The organism is Bacillus sp. XB1 (assembly GCF_053557995.1).
This window is the reverse complement of record NZ_JBNRIL010000001.1, coordinates 2,126,140-2,144,984: the sequence shown is the minus strand read 5'-3', so window position 1 is coordinate 2,144,984 and position 18,845 is coordinate 2,126,140. Positions and strand designations below refer to the sequence as shown.

Below are 18,845 nucleotides of genomic sequence, written 5' to 3'. Positions count from 1 at the left end.
TTGGATGAAGTTTGTTATAATAGAGTAGGATTTAATGAATGAATTACTTTGCTTGAAAGGTGTTGGACATACGGATTGGTGTACTTGTATGCAATGTTAAGACAACGCTCGGTATTATTATTTTTATTAATTGTTAACATATTAGGTACAATTTACGGATTTATATGGTACGGAAATCAATTGAAAGAAACGTCACCTATATTTTGGCCGTTTGTACCAGATAGTCCTATGGCGAGTCTCTTTTTTGTGTTTGTTTTAATTGCTTTTTTGGCAAAGAGAAACTGGGGATTAATAGAAGCGTTAGCGATTGTAACTTTAATAAAATATGGTATTTGGGCTGTTGTTGTAAACGGGATTATGATTTACGTAAAAGGGCCTATTGGCCTTATGGGCTACATGTTAATGCTTTCGCACTTTGCGATGGCAGTACAAGGATTTTTATATGCTCCATTCTATCGTATAAAAAAATGGCATTTTATAGTAGCAGCTGTGTGGACGTTGCATAACGATGCAATTGATTATTTATTTTGGCAAATGCCGCGATATGGAATTATGCATTTGTTTGTAGAGGAAATTGGTTATTTTACGTTTTGGTTAAGTATTGCTGTACTATGTATTACATATTATTGTTGCTTACGTGAGCAAAGGAAACAATTTTCTTTATGATGGTTAGAACATTTAGGGGGAGAACATGGAGAAAAATAAGAGTGGTACAAAAATATTGGATCGATTGATTACTTTAGTTGTTTCATATAGCATAGCATTTTCTATTTTTGCACTCGCAACAACGGCAGTTGTCTATGGAAAATGGCTGTATTATTTTGAAATTGATTTTTTAAATATTCCTGATTTAGCGGATATGACGAAGGATGAAATTAAAAGAAATTACGATGTGCTTATTACATATTTATCCCCGTTTTATGACGGAGCATTACATTTGCCAACATTAGATATGTCCACAAATGGCCGTATTCATTTTGTAGATGTTAAAAATATTTTAGTAAAGATTCAATATGTGATGTATGCGACAATTATGATTGCAGTGATAGGCGGAATTTATTTATTAAAAAAGAAAAATGAAAAGTTTTTACTGCACGGATCGATTTTAACAATCATTTTTCCGATAGCGCTTATGTTACCAATTGCTATTAATTTTGAAAAGAGTTTTGTATTATTCCATAAACTTTTATTTAGTAATGATTATTGGGTTTTTGATCCTGAAAAAGATCCAATTATATTAATGTTACCAGAAGAGTTCTTTATGCATGCTGCGTGTGCTATTTTATTATTCATTTTAGGTGGTAGTATACTTTGTTACAGTTTATATCGATATTTCGTAAAAAAGAAAAGGATGTCACAGAAAAAATTCTCTGCTTAAAGAGAATTTTTTTCTTTGTAAAATGATAATATATTTTTCGGTCTAGTTCTGTTCTATTCTTGTCCAAATTAACATATTTTGTACTAGTAGTTATAGGGGGGACCGGGATGAAGAGAACATTAATTGGATTGATAGCATTTCTAATTATAATGTTTCCGTTACGTATATATGCTGAAGAGTGGAATGAGCTAACAGGGTTGTTAGACGACTCGTTACAGTTAGTGAAGCGTAATGAAGATGAAAAAGCGGTACAAGTATTACAACATTTCTCGGAGCAATTTTTAATAAAGGGGAATGAAAAGAAGCAGGAAGTAACACCAGATCAAGTTAGAGTTATTTCTTTAGCTTACGATAAGGCGCAACAATCGCTCTCTGAAGAAGGTTTAGGTAAGCAAGCTAAAATTGATAATGTGCTGGCATTACAACTTGCTGTTGATGCACAAGTATCGAAATATCAACCACTTTGGATGGAAAGAGAAAGGAAAGTAATGGATGCCTTTTCTCAAATGGAAAAAGCGATGGAAAAAGAAGATGCTGGGCAGTTTCAACAAACGTTAAATACGTTTTTAAATGAATTCAATATTATTTATCCAAGCTTAATGATTGCTTTGCCAGAAAACGAGGTTCAGCGTGTAAATGTTCATTTATCTTATTTAGATGAATTTCGTAACGTTATGTTAAAAACGAAAGGCGGCCAAATGCAATTAGGGATTATTAAAGGGGATTTGCAAAAGATATTTCACACAGTAAAAAAAGATGAAATTGCACCCTCTCTCATTTGGTTTATGACAATTACTGGGGGACTTATTTTCTTCACATTAACTTATGTTGGATGGAGAAAGTATAAAGGAGAGAGAGAAAAAAGAAAAAGTAATGTACATTCTAAAAATAGATAATGCAATAAATAAAGATATGGATTGTAAGGTTTATTCATTGACAATAGTGGCAGAAGAAAATAGAATGAGAAGTACTATAATTAAAACTTCAATGGAGGTTCATGATGTTTTATTTAATTTACTTCGCGATCATAATGATCATACCGTTGTATGCACAGTCAAGAGTACGTAGTGCCTATAGCAAGTATTCACAAGTTTATTCAACATCAGGTATGACAGGAGCGGAAGTGGCTCGAAAAATTTTAGATGAAAATGGATTATACAACGTAGCTGTAGAAGAAACACCAGGTCATTTATCAGACCATTATGATCCAACCGCTAAGACGGTTCGATTATCAACAGATAACTATTATGGACATTCAGTTGCTGGTACAGCAGTTGCAGCACACGAAGTAGGACACGCAATTCAAGATGCAAAAGATTATAAATTTATGCGCGTTCGTCATTCGTTAGTGCCAGTTGCAAACTTTGGTTCGAATATGTCTTGGATTTTCGTCCTAATCGGTATATTTGCACAAATGTCTGGTTTGTTGTTATTAGGTATCATTTTAATGGCAGCAGGTGTTGTGTTCCAGCTCGTTACATTGCCAGTTGAGTTTGATGCGTCAAAGCGCGCAATGCAACAAATTGAAGCGTTAGGTATTGTATCAACAGATGAATATGGGCAAGCTCGTAAAGTATTAAATGCGGCAGCATTAACATATGTAGCAGCTGCAGCTGTAGCGGTATTTGAATTATTACGTCTCGTATTAATGTATACTGGTATGCAGCGTAGCGACGACTAAAGACTATCAATTTTGATAGTCTTTTTTTGTTGTATGGATTGAATTATATAATGTATTGCAAATAGAAATAATAGAAGTAATGCGGAAAGGCGGTGGGGGGAAATGAAATATCCAGACCATTTAGTAAAACAAGTGCAAGAGCGAAGTGCTCCTTATCAACTAGAAGGTTTTTTAAGTGGACAAGGTCCTGAAAATCCCAAATTTATGTTGTTAGGAGAAGCGCCTGGTGAAACAGAAATTCATAATGGGATTCCGTTTAGCGGGAGGGCGGGAAAACAATTAATGGATTTTTTAGAGCGTATTGATGTTACAAGGGAAGAAGTATATATTACGAGCGCTGTTCGAAGTAGACCTTATAAATGGCGAGAGAAAAAAGAAAGAAATGGTGAAATCATACAAAAAAAGTATAATAGAACGCCAAATCAGGGAGAAATAGTTGCCCATGCGCCTTTGTTAGATTATGAATTAGAGAAAATACATCCGAAGCTTATCGTCACGCTTGGAAATATCGGTCTTCAACGTTTAACAGGAAAAAATAAAAAAATCACAGATGTACACGGGCAATTATTAAAACAGCCCATTCAAAAATTAAAGGATATGCAAAGTGCAGAGTTTACATGGTCAGAGAAAGAATATCATGTTTTTCCGACTTTTCATCCAGCTTCCATTTTTTATAATCGGAGTTTATTGGAGCTTATTCATGAGGATTTTGAGAAGCTTAAAAGACTTGTAATAAAAAACTAGAAAAGCTAAGGCGCTTTTCTAGTTACATTTAATTATGTAAAGGGTTTTTATTTTCATCTAACGTAAATCCTTCACCAACTACATCATGTACATCACTTACAGCGACAAAAGCATGAGGATCTACAGAAGTAATGATATTCTTTAATTTCACGATTTCATTTTTAGCAACAACGCAATACAATACGTTACGTTCCACTTTTGTATACGATCCAACAGCTTTTAAAAAGGTTGCTCCGCGCTCCATTTCAGATAAAATTTTGGCAGCAATTTCATCGTTTTTTTCTGAGATAATAGTCGCTCCTTTGGCAGCATAAGCTCCTTCTTGCATAAAATCAATGACTTTAGCACCGATAAAAACAGCAACTAGCGTATACATGCCCTCGCGGTATGATAAATAGGTAAGAATAGAGACTACGATAACGACAGCATCAAACATAAACATTGTTTTCCCCATACTCCAGCCAACATATTTGTGAGCTAGTCGTGCGATAATATCTACACCGCCAGTAGTCCCGCCATATTTAAATATTATTCCAAGGCCGATACCGATAAATGCCCCGGCGAATAAAGCTGCGAGTGTCATATCATTTTGCAAGTTTAAATGTAAGTTGAGTACTTCGTAACGCTGGAAAATCCATAGAAATAAAGATACGCTAAAGGTGCCAATTAATGTATATAAAAATGTCGTTCTGCCAAGTAACCTCCAACCAATAAAAAATATAGGGATATTTAAAATTAAGTTTGAGTAGGAAGGATCAAACTTAAATAAAAAATACAATAATAGTGTAATACCAGTAAACCCACCCTCTGCAAGGTGGTTTTCAATATTGATATTGACAATACCGAAAGAAAATATAGCGGAACCGATTAAAATAAAAATAATATTTCGCATCTTCAATTTTGATGTCATATAGAAATCCCCCTAATTATGTAATGATTGCATTGCTCCGCTGAAACAGTAAAACATAATAATAAGTAATTTCTAGTTGCTAGTGAAAATAGTAAGAACTTGATTGATGTGGGCTGATCTTTTGTGAAAAGCACAAAAGAAGGTTTCACTTTATCCCGCTCTAACGGCTGATAGGAGATGAAGCAAAGAAGAGGGGCAAACCAGCCGTAGGAACTCGATTAGTTCAACTAATCTTTTGCAAAAAGCGCAAAAGAAGTTTCACTTTATTATAGTCTATCCAAAAATGGGTCGCAAATAGGTGTTTGGCGGGGAATAATATTTGTCAAATCGCGATGAATTGGCTAACATGAAAGAGGAAGGATTAGAGGTGAATAGTATGGAAGCAAAAACGATGAAAGATATGCAGAAAGAAGTAGATGCATATATTGGTCAGTTTAAAGAAGGTTATTTCAGTCCGCTTGCAATGATGGCTCGTTTAACGGAAGAAATGGGAGAGCTTGCAAGAGAGGTAAATCATTATTATGGTGAGAAACCGAAGAAAACAACTGAAAAAGAAAGAAGTATTGAAGAAGAGCTTGGAGATGTATTATTTGTTATGATTTGTATGGCAAATAGTTTAAATATTGATTTAGAGACAGCACATAACATTGTAATGAATAAATTTAATACACGTGATAAAGATCGCTGGACACGTATTGATGAGGGAGAGAAAGAATAATGAAAGAAATTAAAGTAATTATCGCCGGACCAAGAGGACGTATGGGACATGAAGCAGTTCTTCTTATGGAAAGAACGGAACATTTTAATTTAGTAGCAGCAGTGGATTATAAGCATGGTGGTGAGAAGATTTCTGATTTACCTGGCATGCCAGCATTACATGCACCGATTTACGCTGATTTACATACTTGTTTAGATGAAGTAGAAGCAGATGTGTTGTTAGATTTAACAACACCAGAAGTGGGGAAACAACACGTTACACTTGCAGTTGAGCGTGGACTTCGTTCGGTTATTGGTACAACTGGATTTACAGAAGAAGAATTGGCACGTTTAACAGAGAATGCAAAAGAAAAAGCAGTAGGAACAATTATTGCTCCAAACTTTGCAATTGGTGCAGTTCTTATGATGAAATTCTCACAAATGGCAGCGAAATATTTCCAAGATGTTGAGGTAATTGAATTACATCATGATCAAAAATTAGACGCACCATCTGGTACAGCTGTAAAAACGGTAGAGTTAATTCGTCAAAATCGTGAATCAAAGCAGCAAGGTCATCCAAAAGAAGTAGAGCAACTAGCAGGTGCACGTGGTGCAAATGTAGACGGTATTCACATTCATAGTGTACGTTTGCCAGGGCTTATTGCACACCAAGAAGTAATGTTCGGTGGAGATGGACAAATGTTAACAGTTCGTCATGATTCATTCAATCGTGCATCATTTATGTCAGGTGTAAAACTATCAATTGAGACAGTAATGAACCTTGATCATCTTGTGTACGGTTTAGAAAATATTATCGACTAAAGGGGAGACAACGGATGAAAATTGCCTTAATCGCACATGACAAAAAGAAAAATGATATGGTTTCGTTTGCATACGCATATAAACCAATTTTTGAACAACATGAATTATTTGCAACAGGAACGACAGGGCTTCGTATTATGGAAGCGACTGGATTAGTTGTAACAAGATATCAATCTGGCCCTCTTGGTGGAGATCAAGAAATTGGTGCAATGATTGCAAAGAACGATTTAGATATGGTGATTTTCTTCCGCGATCCATTAACAGCACAGCCGCATGAACCGGATGTGAATGCATTGCTTCGTTTATGTGATGTATATGCGATTCCACTTGCAACGAATATGGCAAGTGCTGAAATGTTAATGCACGCATTAGAGCGAGGAGATTTAGATTATCGTAAGTTAAGAAAATGAGGGGAACAATTATGAGTGGATTACATATATTAGCGTTTGGTGCTCATGCCGATGATGTTGAAATCGGCATGGCTGGTACCATCGCTAAATATACAAAGCAAGGGTATGAAGTAGGTATTTGTGATTTAACAGAAGCTGATCTTTCTTCAAATGGAACGATAGAGTTGAGAAAAGAAGAAGCGAAGGTTGCAGCTCGTATAATGGGAGTAAAAACGAGGCTGAATTTAGCGATGCCAGACCGTGGTTTGTATATGAAAGAAGAGTATATACGTGAAATTGTCAAGGTGATCCGTACATATAAACCAAAACTAGTTTTTGCACCGTACTATGAAGATCGCCATCCAGATCATGCAAATTGTGCAAAGCTTGTGGAAGAGGCTATTTTTTCAGCAGGAATCCGTAAATATATGCCGGAACTTTCACCACATCGTGTGGAGTCTTTTTATAATTATATGATTAATGGTTTTCATAAACCGAATTTTTGTATAGATATAAGTGAGTACCTCTCTATAAAGGTGGAAGCATTAGAAGCGTATGAAAGTCAGTTTTCAACAGGGAGCGATGGTGTTAAGACACCGTTAACAGAAGGTTACGTTGAAACTGTAATCGCTCGTGAGAAGATGTTTGGAAAAGAAGTTGGAGTCTTGTATGCCGAGGGATTTATGAGTAAGAAACCGGTTTTATTACATGCTGATTTATTAGGGGGATGTAAATGAAATTAAAAATAGGTATTACATGTTATCCTTCTGTAGGTGGTTCTGGAGTTGTTGGAACAGAATTAGGAAAGCAATTGGCGGAACGTGGGCATGAAATTCACTTTATTACATCGGGTTTACCATTCCGGTTAAATAAAGTATATCCAAACATTTATTTTCATGAAGTGACGGTAAATCAATACTCTGTATTTCAATATCCACCATACGATTTAGCGTTAGCAAGTAAAATGGCCGAGGTTGCACAAAGAGAAAACTTAGACATTTTACATGTGCATTACGCAATACCACATGCAATTTGTGCATATTTAGCAAAACAAATGATCGGAGAGCGTATTAAAATTGTTACAACCTTACATGGAACAGATATTACTGTGTTAGGTTCCGACCCTTCGTTAAATAATTTAATTCGTTTTGGTATTGAGCAATCGGATGTTGTCACTGCTGTCTCGCATTCATTAATTAACGAAACACATGAGCTTGTAAAACCAAGTAAAGAAATTCAAACGGTATATAACTTTATAGACGAACGTGTATATTTCAAGCGTAATATGTCTCAATTAAAGAAAGAATACGGTATAAGTGAGAGTGAAAAAGTACTTATTCATATTTCGAATTTCCGTAAAGTGAAACGTGTGCAGGATGTTGTTCAGGCATTTGCTAAAATTGTTAAAGAAGTAGATGCGAAGTTGCTTCTTGTTGGAGACGGACCAGAATTCTGTACGATTTTACAGATAGTGAAGAATTTACATATTGAAGATCGCGTTTTATTCCTAGGGAAGCAAGATAATGTTGCAGAACTACTTGCGATGAGTGATTTAATGTTGCTTCTATCAGAGAAGGAAAGTTTTGGTCTTGTTTTATTAGAAGCAATGGCGTGTGGTGTACCTTGTATCGGAACGCGGGTTGGAGGTATTCCAGAGGTTATTCAACACGGGGAAACAGGATATTTATGTGAAGTTGGCGATACAACAGGAGTGGCAAATCAAGCTATTCAGCTATTAAAGGACGAGGAACTTCACCGTAATATGGGAGAACGAGCAAGAGAAAGTGTTTATGAGCAATTTCGCTCAGAAAAAATTGTTTCACAATATGAAACGATTTACTATGACGTACTAAGGGATGACAAAAATGGAAAGATTTAAAAAAGCTAGTTCTATTATTGAGACATTAAAGCAACAAGGACATGAGGCTTACTTTGTTGGTGGGAGCGTACGAGATCTTATTATCGATAGGCCGATTGGAGATATTGATATTGCGACATCTGCTCTACCAGAAGAAGTGATGGCTATATTTCCAAGAAATGTTCCTGTTGGTCTTGAGCATGGAACTGTAATTGTTGTAGAAAATGGTGAGCCTTATGAGGTAACTACTTTTCGAACAGAAAGCGAATATGAAGATTTTCGAAGACCTAGTAGTGTTCAATTTGTTCGTTCATTAGAAGAGGATTTAAAACGTCGTGATTTCACGATGAATGCAATTGCTATGACAGAAGAAGGCAAAATGGTTGATTTATTTGCTGGACAGGAAGCCATTCAACAGAGAGAAATTGTGACAGTTGGAAATGCTGCGGATCGTTTTCAAGAAGATGCCCTGCGAATGATGCGTGGTATTCGGTTTGTAAGCACGTTAGGTTTTTCATTAGAAATGAAAACGAAGCAAGCGATTGAAACGCATGGGCATTTGCTAGAACATATAGCAATTGAGCGTATTACAGTAGAGTTTGAGAAACTGTTAACTGGTACATATTGTGTGAAAGGTCTCAAAGAATTAGTAGAGACGAAGCTATTTTCTCATTTGCCATATTTACAAATGTCAGAAGAGAGACTGTTAAAAGCTACGCAGTATAAATGGGATTCTTTCGAAACGGATATTGAGGCGTGGGCATTTTTCTTATATTGTATCGGAGAAGAACATCCATCTGTCTTTTTACGTCAATGGAAGTTTTCGAATAAAAAAATAAAAGATATTGTTGCAGTTTTATTGGCAATTCGTACTAGAAAGGAGAAGGATTGGGATACAGTCCTTCTTTATAAAACGGGAATTCATATCGCTGAAATGGCAGAGAGAGTATATGAAGCGATGATTGAAAGCTATGACCCTACATCTGTTGAACGAGTACAATTAATGTTTCATGCATTGCCAATCCAGGAACGTCAAGAAATGAATGTGACTGGTAATGATTTATTAAACTGGGCAAACAAAAAGCCTGGTCCGTGGGTTGCTGAAATGCTTCAGAAAATCGAAGAAGCAATCGTACAAGGAAACGTAGTTAATGAGAAAGAGCGTATAAGGGAGTGGCTGCAAGGATGCAATCTACTATAAGAAAGCAGTTATTGCAAGTTTTTTCTGAAGCGGATGGCGAGTTTGTATCCGGCCAAACAATTAGTGATAAACTTGGTTGTTCAAGAACTGCTGTGTGGAAACATATGGAGGATCTGCGGAGTGAGGGATATGAACTTGAAGCTGTGCGCCGATTAGGTTACCGAATTGCAAGTAAGCCAGACAAAGTGACTGCTAATGAAATTCAGCTAGGGCTACAAACGAAGCGGATTGGTAGAACAGTGTATTTTGAAGAAACTGTTGAATCAACGCAGCACATTGCAGCAAAACTTGCTTATGAAGGTGCAGAAGAAGGAACTGTCGTTGTAGCAGAAGAACAAACAGCGGGAAGAGGTCGTTTAAGCAGAAAATGGCATTCACCAAAAGGAACAGGGATTTGGATGAGTATTATTTTACGCCCGTCAATCCCAGTTCATCATGCACCGCAACTTACTTTGTTAGCGGCTGTTAGTGTTGCACAGGCAATTGAAAAATGTACAGGTGTAAACGTAGGAATAAAATGGCCAAATGATATTTTAATTCAAGGTAAAAAGGCTGTAGGTATATTAACAGAAATGCAAGCGGATCCTGATAAAATTAATGCTGTCATTATGGGCATCGGTATTAATGCGAATCAAAAGCAAGAACATTTTGATGAAGAAATTCAGCACATTGCTACTTCATTAGCGATTGAATCAGGTAAGCCGATTGTTCGTGCAGAACTTATGCAACAAATCTATTTACAACTAGAAAAATTATATGAAGAATATTTACAAAATGGTTTCTCTGTCATTAAAATTCTTTGGGAAAGTTACGCTGTGAGCATCGGGAAAGAAATTACCGCTCGAACGATGAGAGAGACAATTACGGGGTTAGCAAAAGGAATCACAGAGGATGGTGTATTACTTCTGGAGGATCATGAGGGGAAAGTACATCATATTCATTCTGCAGATATCGAAATTAAGTAAAAGAAGTTCCTCTTTTGGAACTTCTTTTTATTTCAATAGTTTTGAGTTGAATTTGTAACATGATAATAAATTCTTTTCATATTTAAAGTTCATTTCAAAATAGCTTCCGTCGAGTTGACCTGGCATGTTATTTGACGATTACTTTGCCTGTCATTCCTTTAAGAAGATGGTATCGACATATTAATTCATATGTACCAGTATTTTTAGGTTTCACGGTAATATTCTTTTCTTTTCCTGACTGGACTACGACGTCAATACCGAGTTTTTTCACTGTAAAGGTGTGCTCGTTTTTACCTTTATTTTTCAATAGTAATGTTGTTGATCCTTCAAGCGGAATCGTTATGACATTTGGATTAAAGTAATCATCATTTAGTTCAACCTCAATCACTTTCGTTAAATCGGTAGGTTGTGTTACGACATGAACTGAGGCAAATACTTGGGAGGATCCTAAAGACATCCACCATACAATCATTACAAGCAAACTGCTGAATCGAAATAACCACCTGTTCATAGACATCTGCAATTCTCCTTTGTTAAGTACTTTCCTCAATTAACCTGCATCATTAGTTTAAGAGTTATACTATATAGTTAAATTGATTACAGAAAAAATTAACTTGGACTTTTTTAACATGCGTTGAAAAAACATGTATCTTTTCAGGATTGAATTATCCATAAAAACTGTATAGCATATATACTCTCGTGTTAAATTTCATATACCGTAATAAGAATAAAAAATTATTTTTTCGAAAAAATGTAGTAATTCCTTTTTGTAGTTTGCTATAATTAGTTCGAATGTGGGCAGTATCAGAGCGAACTGCACCATGATTCGAAGTCATACGAAAAATAATAACTTGGATTCTGCCTTGATCCAATAACGGACTGGGACAGAGGGATGAATAATGCCGACTAACACACAACCCTTCTGCCCTTTTATGGCCAGAGGGGTTTTTTTATATGATTTCGGCCATCTCCTCTCTCCTGCATAAAGGAGGAGTAGTTTTTGAAAACAAAAACAGATTTTTTGAAGATGAAAGAGCAAGGTGAGCCGATTACAATGCTAACGGCGTATGATTATCCATCTGCTAAATTAGCAGAAGAAGCTGAAGTTGATATGATTCTAGTTGGAGATTCTCTTGGAATGGTTGTACTCGGATACGATTCAACAGTACCTGTAACAGTAGAGGATATGATTCATCATACGAAAGCTGTACGCCGCGGAGCGAAAGAGACGTTTATTGTAACTGATATGCCATTTATGTCGTATCACGTATCATTACAAGAAACGATGGTGAATGCACGCCGCATCGTTCAAGAGAGCGGGGCACACGCACTGAAGGTAGAAGGTGCTGGAGAAGTTATATCGACGATTCAATATTTGACGAACGCAGGAATTCCTGTTGTAGCGCATTTAGGTTTAACCCCTCAATCTGTAGGAGTGTTGGGTGGATATAAAGTGCAAGGAAAAGATGCGGAGAGTGCAAAAAAATTAATAGAAGATGCAAAGAAATGTGAAGAAGCTGGTGCAATAGCGCTTGTGTTAGAATGTGTACCAATGCAGTTAGCAGAACTTATTTCAGAGCAACTAACAATACCGACAATTGGGATTGGCGCAGGACAAAAAGTAGATGGGCAAGTGCTTGTTTATCATGATCTTATCTCATACGGCGTAAATCGTGTTCCGAAATTTGTGAAGCAATATACGTCTGTTCAAGAGGAGATTGTGCGTGGGATTTCACAATATGTTACTGAAGTAAAGACAAGGCAATTTCCTGAAGAAAAACATTCGTTCACAATGAAAGAGGAAGAATGCTTAGCGTTATATGGAGGAAAACAATAATGAAAATCGTAACTACAGTGCAAGAGATGCAGCAAATTACGAGCGAACTTCGTGCAAGTGGAAAGAGTATTGGTTTTGTTCCAACAATGGGTTATTTACATGAAGGCCATGCTACTTTATTACGTAAGGCAAGAGAAGAAAATGAAACTGTAGTTTTAAGTGTATTTGTAAACCCACTACAATTTGGCCCAAATGAAGATTTAGATCGATATCCTCGTGATATTGATAGAGATGAAAATGTAGCAAAAGAAAACGGTGTAGATTATTTATTTTATCCGAGTGTAGAAGAAATGTATCCAGCAGAACAAACAACAACGGTAGAAGTTGTGAAGCGCACGGACGTATTATGCGGTCAACAAAGACCTGGTCATTTTGCTGGTGTTGCAACTGTACTAATGAAACTATTTAATATTACGCTGCCAAAGCGTGCTTATTTCGGTATGAAAGATGCTCAACAAGTTGCAGTAATTGAAGGGTTTGTAACTGATTTCAATATTCCAGTTACAATCGTACCAGTTGATATTGTAAGGGAAGAAGATGGTTTAGCGAAAAGTTCTCGTAACGTGTACCTATCACAAGATGAACGTGAAGAAGCTCTTCATTTATACCGCAGCCTATGTATAGCGAAAGAAAGAATTGAGGCAGGTGAACGTAATCCCGAAATCATTACAAATCTTGTGAAAGAGTATATTGAGACGCATACGAAAGGCACTGTAGATTATGCAGATTTATATGCATATCCGTCATTAACAATGGTAGAGAAAGTCAAAGGAAGAATCATTTTAGCTATTGCAGTTAAGTTTGAAAATGTAAGATTAATTGACAATATAACATTAACAGTTAAATAAGGGGGAGCATCTATGTTTCGCACAATGATGAGAGCAAAGTTACATCGTGCAACTGTAACGGAGGCAAATTTAAATTATGTAGGTAGTATTACAATTGATGAAGACTTAATGGATGCAGTAAATATTGTAGAAAACGAAAAAGTCCAAATTGTAAATAATAATAATGGTGCTCGCTTAGAGACATACGTTATTAAAGGGGAACGCGGTAGTGGTGTTGTTTGTTTAAACGGTGCTGCGGCAAGGCTTGTACAACCAGGGGACAAAGTAATTATTATTTGTTATGGGCTAGTTACGGAAGAAGAGATTCATAAACAAGAACCAAAAATTGCAGTATTAGACGATAATAATCAAATTATTGAAATGTTAGGTGCTGAAAAAGCGGGTACGATATTATAAGTAGAAAGGCTATCTCCATTGCGGAGATAGCTTTTTTGTGCATCTTTTCATTAAGATGAGATAAAACGTGGTATAGTAACATTATATAAATTATTGTTGTTTGAAAGGTAAGAAATTGAGGTGTTACATATATGAGTAAGCGTTATGTCGTTGTTGATTTAGAGACGACAGGGAACTCCTGGAAAGATGGGAAGGATAAAATTACCCAAATTGCAGCTGTTGTAGTAGAAGATGGAGAGATATTGGAGATTTTTTCGTCTTTTGTTAACCCAAAGAGAGAGATCCCACCATTTATTACAGAATTAACAGGGATTGATGAAAGTCTTGTAAAACAAGCCCCGTTATTTCAAGATGTAGCCCCGATGATTGTTGAGCTATTACAAGGTGCGGCTTTCGTTGCGCATAATGTTCACTTTGATTGGAATTTTTTAAATGAAGAATTAAGGCAAGCTGGATATACAGAAATACATTGTCCGAAAATCGACACGGTTGAATTGGCTCAAATTCTTTTGCCGACAGCCGATAGTTATAAATTACGTGATTTAGCTAAGAAGCATGAACTAGAGCACGATCAACCACATCGTGCGGATAGTGATGCTCTTGCAACAGCGGAATTATTTTTACAATTTTTAAATGAAATTGAAAAGTTACCACTTGTCACGTTGCAATCGCTTTATGAATTAAGTGATGTGTTCCAAAGCGATATAGCTGATGTGCTTTCTGAAAATATTTTAAAGAAAGTAATGCACGGTAAAGAAGATATAGCGGAGTATGAAATACATCGAAATATTGCGCTGAAAAAGCGGAACTATTCCTTAAACCTTGGAGAAACGTGTTCATCAAAGTTTGATGCTTTCTTGAATAAAACGATGGATAAATTGGAATCACATATGCCAAAGTTTGAAAGAAGAGAAAGTCAACAACTGATGATGAAAGAGATATATACGGCGTTAAGAGATTCTCGTTTTTCACTAATTGAAGCGGGTACAGGAACAGGAAAGACTCTTGCTTATTTGCTTCCTAGTCTTTATTTTGCAAAGAGAAAAGAAGAACCTGTCATTATAAGTACACAAACGGTACAACTCCAACAACAAATATTAGAAAAAGAAATTCCGTTATTACAAAAAATAATGCCATTTTCATTTGAGGCAGCTCTTCTAAAAGGAAGAAAGCATTATTTATGCTTACATAAATTTGAGTATGCTTTGCAAGAGGAAGAAAAAAATTATGATATGGCACTTACGAAGGCGAAGATTTTAGTTTGGCTATTGCAAACTGAAACAGGTGATCGAGACGAATTAAATATTCCTGAGGGCGGAAAGTTACTTTGGAATCGTATTTGTAGCGATGCGTATAGTCCAGGCGGTATGCAAAGTAATTGGTTTAGTCGTTGTTTTTATCAGCGAGCGAAGAATAAAGCTTTATTTGCAGATATCGTTATTACAAATCATGCGTTATTATTTCAAGATTTTTCAAGTGAAGAACCGTTGTTTGCTTCATGCGAACATATTATTTTTGATGAAGCTCACCATATTGAAGAAGCTGCGAGTAGAACATTGGGTGAACAGTTCTCTTGTATGTATTTTCAATTGGTTATATCTCGTCTTGGGACGCTAGAAACAGAAGATGTACTCTCCAAAGTATATAAAATGATGAAAAAATCAGAGCAAGCATCTCGTTCAACTTTCCGTATGATAAGTTATAGTTTGAAGGAACTTAAGTTTGATGCGGATGAACTCTTCCAAATGTTACGTACTTTTATATTTAAACAAACAAAGCAAGAGCAAGGAACGAATAATATGCCGCTCATCTATAGGTATAACGCAGAACTAGAAAAAGGTAAGTTGTGGGATAGTATCGTCGAATTAACAAATCGTTTTATATATGAATTAAGAAGGGTAGTAACTGCTCTTGAGAAGCAAGTGGATATATTGCAAAGTAAGTTAGAATGGGAGATGCATGTTGTAACAGGTGAATTTATGCATTTAATTGAGTTGCTGAGAAAGATGGCAGAATCATTACAGTTACTCGTATTAGAAAAGAATTCGTATGTAACTTGGATGGAGACTGAAACGAAAGGGACGATTCATTCAACAGTTCTATACGCACAGCCTGTCCATATTGGTGAAAGATTTGCTGATGAATTTTTAACAGAAAAAAAGAGTGTTATTTTTACATCCGCAACACTAACAGTTAACGATACGTTTGATTATATAAAAGAGGAACTTGGTTTACATGATTTCGCTCCAAATACATTAAAGGTTCCGTCACCATTTCGTTATGATGAACAGATGAAATTAATGGTTTCAACGGATGTACCTTTTATTAAGCAAGTAAGTAATGAGCGATATATTGAATCTGTATCGGAACATATTGCAAAGATAGCAAAAGCCACAAAAGGCAGAATGCTCGTTTTATTCACTTCGTATGAAATGTTAAAAGAAGCGTATGCGAATTTAAAAAATAATGATGAATTAGAGGGTTATTTATTACTCACCCAAAGTGTGAATAATAGAAGTCGAAGCCGCTTAATTCGAAAGTTTCAAGAGTTCGACAAATCAATTTTATTAGGGACGAGCAGTTTCTGGGAAGGAATAGATATTCCTGGAGATGCCTTAAGTTGTCTTGTTATAGTCCGTCTACCATTTACACCTCCTCATCAGCCGATGATGGAAGCGAAAGGTGAGTGGCTAAAAAATCAAGGTGAAGATGTATTCGCTAAATTAGCGCTCCCACAAGCAATATTACGTTTCAAACAAGGATTCGGCCGCTTAATTCGAACGAATACAGATACAGGAACGGTAGTAGTGTTAGATCGTCGTTTGACGAGTTCTTCCTATGGAAAACGATTTCTACAATCGATTCCTAACGTACCTCTTTATGAAGGACCATTAGAAGAATTGTTAGTACAATTAGAAGAACCATCAAATGAATAAAAATGGAAGAAAAATACGCCTGAAGTACTTATAAACTTCAGGCGTAAAAAATGTGGGTAGGAGGAATTTTATTTTTCTTACTTCTTGTATACAAAATGTGTTGGTTTTCGACTTGAAACCTTTTTTTGCTGTACATGTCCTGCTATAATAGATGGGTGATGAAGCAGGGGTTGTAAAGAATGTACTCTTATTGTAACCGCATTGCGTTCTTCTATAATTAGAAATTTTTGTGTAACGGAGGAGTTTTTTCATGGATAAGAAAATCGAAGTACTATCAACGACGCGTATTAAATATTCGTCGGATTTGTATAAAATTGTTGATAGTTTAAATCGTACGTTAAAAGAGCAGGACCTCATGTTCGGACTAGCATTAGACGAAAAAGATAAAGAAACAGCTGTATTTACGATTTACAGAACGTAGTGATACAATGAAAAAGTGGATCTTTGCAATCATTATTGTTATCGTTGCTAGCGGAATATATGGGGCGTATGTTTATAATAAAGCGATGGGAAAGAAAATTCCAAAAGAGTCGAAATTTGTAGAAATTGCTAAAGAAAAAGCAAAGCTTACAAAGGTGAAATCTGTTGATTATTACAACGGAAAATCTGCATATATAGTCGTGCAAGGTACAGATGAAAAGGGAGAACAACTTATCGTTTGGGTGCCTGAGAAAAAAGGGGATACTGTAGTAAGGAAAAAGAGCGAAGGTATTTCTGAAAAAGAGGCTATACAAAGAACAATAGAGCAAGTCGGCAATGAAAGTAAGGAATCAAAAAGTAAGCCGAAAGAGATTATGAAAGTGAAATTAGGCTTTGAAAATGATGTACCACTATGGGAAGTTACATATATTGATGATGACAATCGTTATAGTTATTACTATCTTGAATTTAAAGATGGAAAATTTTTAAGACGATATAGCATTGAAAAATAGATGTAGGGGGAACTACAAATGAAATTAGCAAAGCGAGTAGCTGCTTTAACACCGTCTTCAACTTTAGAAATTACAGCAAAGGCACAAGCATTAAAAGCAGAGGGTCATGATGTAATTGGATTAGGGGCAGGGGAACCTGACTTTAATACACCAAAGCATATTATGGATGCTGCACATAAAGCGATGTTAGAAGGGCATACGAAGTATACACCAACAGGTGGATTACAATCGTTAAAACAAGAAATTGTGAAGAAATTTACTCGCGATCAAGGTATTGCGTATGATCCATCTGAAATTATTGTATGTAATGGTGCAAAGCATGCATTATATACATTATTCCAAGTATTACTTGATGAGGGAGATGAAGTTATCATCCCAACTCCTTACTGGGTAAGCTATCCAGAGCAAGTAAAGCTTGCTGGCGGTAAGCCGGTTTATGTAGAAGGTTTAGAAGACAATGAGTACAAAATTACAGCAAAGCAGCTGCGTGAGGCAATTACAGAGAAAACGAAAGCAGTTATTATTAATTCACCGAGCAATCCAACAGGAATGATTTATAGCAAAGAAGAATTACAACAGCTTGGAGAAGTATGTTTAGAACATGATATTTTAATCGTTTCTGATGAAATTTATGAAAAATTAATTTATGGTGGCGTAGAATATACTTCAATTGCCCAGCTTTCTAATGCATTAAAAGAACAAACACTTATTATTAATGGTGTATCTAAATCTCATTCTATGACAGGATGGCGTATTGGATATGCTGCAGGAAATAAGCAGCTTATTAAAGCAATGACGAATTTAGCGAGTCATAGTACGTCAAACCCTACTTCAATCGCTCAATACGGCGCAATTGCGGCATATGCAGGCTCACAAGAACCTGTGGAAACAATGCGTCAAGCCTTTGAAGAGAGATTAAACATCATTTATGATAAATTAATTCAAATCCCTGGCTTTACTTGTATTAAACCGCAAGGGGCATTTTACTTATTCCCTAACGTAAAAGAAGCTGTAGCTTTATCAGGATATGCAACAGTTGATGATTGGGCAAAAGCTCTATTAGAAGAGGAAAAAGTGGCTCTTGTACCAGGTACAGGATTTGGTGCTCCAAATAATGTTCGTTTATCATATGCGACATCTCTTGAACAAGTAGAGAAAGCATTAGAGCGCATCCATACATTTATGAAAAGTAAAGTGCAAGCTTAATTTTATATTTCATTCATGTAATATAAAAAACCTCCCTATTAATGGG

General features: G+C 36.0%; 21 protein-coding genes. 19 read left to right on the top strand and 2 right to left on the bottom strand.

The features are described 5' to 3' along the window. Positions 1–75 precede the first annotated feature (75 nt). The 5 genes from ACK1U5_RS10895 to ACK1U5_RS10875 all read left to right on the top strand — a co-directional run bounded on the left by ACK1U5_RS10895 (position 76) and on the right by ACK1U5_RS10875 (position 3,803). A complete protein-coding gene (locus ACK1U5_RS10895) occupies positions 76–666 on the top strand; it encodes a DUF1405 domain-containing protein (RefSeq protein WP_025967075.1) in 591 nt (196 codons plus the stop codon). 25 nt (positions 667–691) lie between these two features. Then, positions 692–1,378 carry a lipoprotein intramolecular transacylase Lit gene (gene lit / locus ACK1U5_RS10890; RefSeq protein WP_000414377.1) on the top strand — a complete coding sequence of 229 codons (687 nt, stop codon included), beginning with the start codon at positions 692–694 and terminating at the stop codon, positions 1,376–1,378. 107 nt (positions 1,379–1,485) lie between these two features. Then, the gene (gene ypjB, locus ACK1U5_RS10885; protein ID WP_000831583.1) at positions 1,486–2,274 is read left to right on the top strand and encodes a sporulation protein YpjB; all 789 of its coding nucleotides are present in this window, start codon (positions 1,486–1,488) and stop codon (positions 2,272–2,274) included. A 101-nt stretch (positions 2,275–2,375) separates the two neighbouring features. Further along, positions 2,376–3,059 carry a zinc metallopeptidase gene (locus ACK1U5_RS10880; RefSeq protein ID WP_058839490.1) on the top strand — a complete coding sequence of 228 codons (684 nt, stop codon included), beginning with the start codon at positions 2,376–2,378 and terminating at the stop codon, positions 3,057–3,059. A 102-nt stretch (positions 3,060–3,161) separates the two neighbouring features. Then, positions 3,162–3,803, top strand: coding sequence for a uracil-DNA glycosylase (locus ACK1U5_RS10875; protein WP_000876871.1), 642 nt, complete (start codon positions 3,162–3,164; stop codon positions 3,801–3,803). 28 nt (positions 3,804–3,831) lie between these two features. On the opposite strand, the gene ACK1U5_RS10870 is transcribed toward ACK1U5_RS10875, so the two are convergent. After that, positions 3,832–4,713, bottom strand: a complete 882-nt coding sequence (locus tag ACK1U5_RS10870; protein ID WP_000202121.1) for a YitT family protein — start codon at positions 4,711–4,713, stop codon at positions 3,832–3,834. A gap of 376 nt (positions 4,714–5,089) precedes the next feature. Here ACK1U5_RS10870 and ACK1U5_RS10865 point away from each other — a divergent pair, with 376 nt between their 5' ends. The 7 genes from ACK1U5_RS10865 to ACK1U5_RS10835 are packed head-to-tail and all read left to right on the top strand — an operon-like array spanning position 5,090 to position 10,644. After that, positions 5,090–5,431, top strand: a complete 342-nt coding sequence (locus tag ACK1U5_RS10865) for a nucleotide pyrophosphohydrolase (protein ID WP_002108639.1) — start codon at positions 5,090–5,092, stop codon at positions 5,429–5,431. Further along, positions 5,431–6,231 (top strand): dihydrodipicolinate reductase, encoded by an 801-nt coding sequence (gene dapB / locus ACK1U5_RS10860; RefSeq protein ID WP_000658809.1) that lies wholly within the window; start codon positions 5,431–5,433, stop codon positions 6,229–6,231. The genes ACK1U5_RS10865 and dapB overlap by 1 nt, the downstream gene beginning before the upstream one ends. 14 nt (positions 6,232–6,245) lie before the next feature. Then, positions 6,246–6,641 carry a methylglyoxal synthase gene (gene mgsA / locus ACK1U5_RS10855; protein ID WP_000684765.1) on the top strand — a complete coding sequence of 132 codons (396 nt, stop codon included), beginning with the start codon at positions 6,246–6,248 and terminating at the stop codon, positions 6,639–6,641. Positions 6,642–6,652: 11 nt separating this feature from the next. Next, positions 6,653–7,357 (top strand): bacillithiol biosynthesis deacetylase BshB1, encoded by a 705-nt coding sequence (gene bshB1 / locus ACK1U5_RS10850; protein WP_000015673.1) that lies wholly within the window; start codon positions 6,653–6,655, stop codon positions 7,355–7,357. Next, positions 7,354–8,499, top strand: coding sequence for an N-acetyl-alpha-D-glucosaminyl L-malate synthase BshA (gene bshA / locus ACK1U5_RS10845; protein ID WP_000768305.1), 1,146 nt, complete (start codon positions 7,354–7,356; stop codon positions 8,497–8,499). The genes bshB1 and bshA overlap by 4 nt, the downstream gene beginning before the upstream one ends. Continuing rightward, on the top strand, positions 8,486–9,679 hold the full coding sequence (locus tag ACK1U5_RS10840; protein ID WP_000439316.1) for a CCA tRNA nucleotidyltransferase: 1,194 nt from the start codon (positions 8,486–8,488) through the stop codon (positions 9,677–9,679). The genes bshA and ACK1U5_RS10840 overlap by 14 nt, the downstream gene beginning before the upstream one ends. Further along, the gene (locus ACK1U5_RS10835) at positions 9,664–10,644 is read left to right on the top strand and encodes a biotin--[acetyl-CoA-carboxylase] ligase (protein WP_001192063.1); all 981 of its coding nucleotides are present in this window, start codon (positions 9,664–9,666) and stop codon (positions 10,642–10,644) included. The genes ACK1U5_RS10840 and ACK1U5_RS10835 overlap by 16 nt, the downstream gene beginning before the upstream one ends. A 127-nt stretch (positions 10,645–10,771) precedes the next feature. Here ACK1U5_RS10835 and ACK1U5_RS10830 read toward each other — a convergent pair whose 3' ends face one another. Next, positions 10,772–11,161 carry a cupredoxin domain-containing protein gene (locus ACK1U5_RS10830; RefSeq protein ID WP_000062393.1) on the bottom strand — a complete coding sequence of 130 codons (390 nt, stop codon included), beginning with the start codon at positions 11,159–11,161 and terminating at the stop codon, positions 10,772–10,774. Positions 11,162–11,644: 483 nt separating this feature from the next. Between ACK1U5_RS10830 and panB the strand changes: the two genes are divergently transcribed. From panB to aspB, 7 genes are all read left to right on the top strand, one after another. Continuing rightward, a complete protein-coding gene (panB, locus tag ACK1U5_RS10825; protein WP_000851108.1) occupies positions 11,645–12,481 on the top strand; it encodes a 3-methyl-2-oxobutanoate hydroxymethyltransferase in 837 nt (278 codons plus the stop codon). Further along, a complete protein-coding gene (panC, locus tag ACK1U5_RS10820; protein ID WP_000707027.1) occupies positions 12,481–13,329 on the top strand; it encodes a pantoate--beta-alanine ligase in 849 nt (282 codons plus the stop codon). The genes panB and panC overlap by 1 nt, the downstream gene beginning before the upstream one ends. A gap of 12 nt (positions 13,330–13,341) precedes the next feature. After that, positions 13,342–13,725 (top strand): aspartate 1-decarboxylase, encoded by a 384-nt coding sequence (gene panD, locus ACK1U5_RS10815; protein ID WP_000490182.1) that lies wholly within the window; start codon positions 13,342–13,344, stop codon positions 13,723–13,725. Positions 13,726–13,856: 131 nt separating this feature from the next. After that, the gene (dinG, locus tag ACK1U5_RS10810) at positions 13,857–16,661 is read left to right on the top strand and encodes an ATP-dependent DNA helicase DinG (protein WP_000044957.1); all 2,805 of its coding nucleotides are present in this window, start codon (positions 13,857–13,859) and stop codon (positions 16,659–16,661) included. Between the two features lie 250 nt (positions 16,662–16,911). Then, positions 16,912–17,082, top strand: coding sequence for a YpmA family protein (locus ACK1U5_RS10805; RefSeq protein WP_000358352.1), 171 nt, complete (start codon positions 16,912–16,914; stop codon positions 17,080–17,082). Between the two features lie 7 nt (positions 17,083–17,089). After that, a complete protein-coding gene (locus ACK1U5_RS10800) occupies positions 17,090–17,593 on the top strand; it encodes a cell wall elongation regulator TseB-like domain-containing protein (RefSeq protein WP_000758739.1) in 504 nt (167 codons plus the stop codon). 18 nt (positions 17,594–17,611) lie between these two features. Next, entirely contained in the window at positions 17,612–18,799 is a 1,188-nt protein-coding gene (gene aspB, locus ACK1U5_RS10795; protein ID WP_069604948.1) for an aspartate transaminase AspB, read from the top strand. The last annotated feature ends 46 nt before the right edge of the window (positions 18,800–18,845 follow it).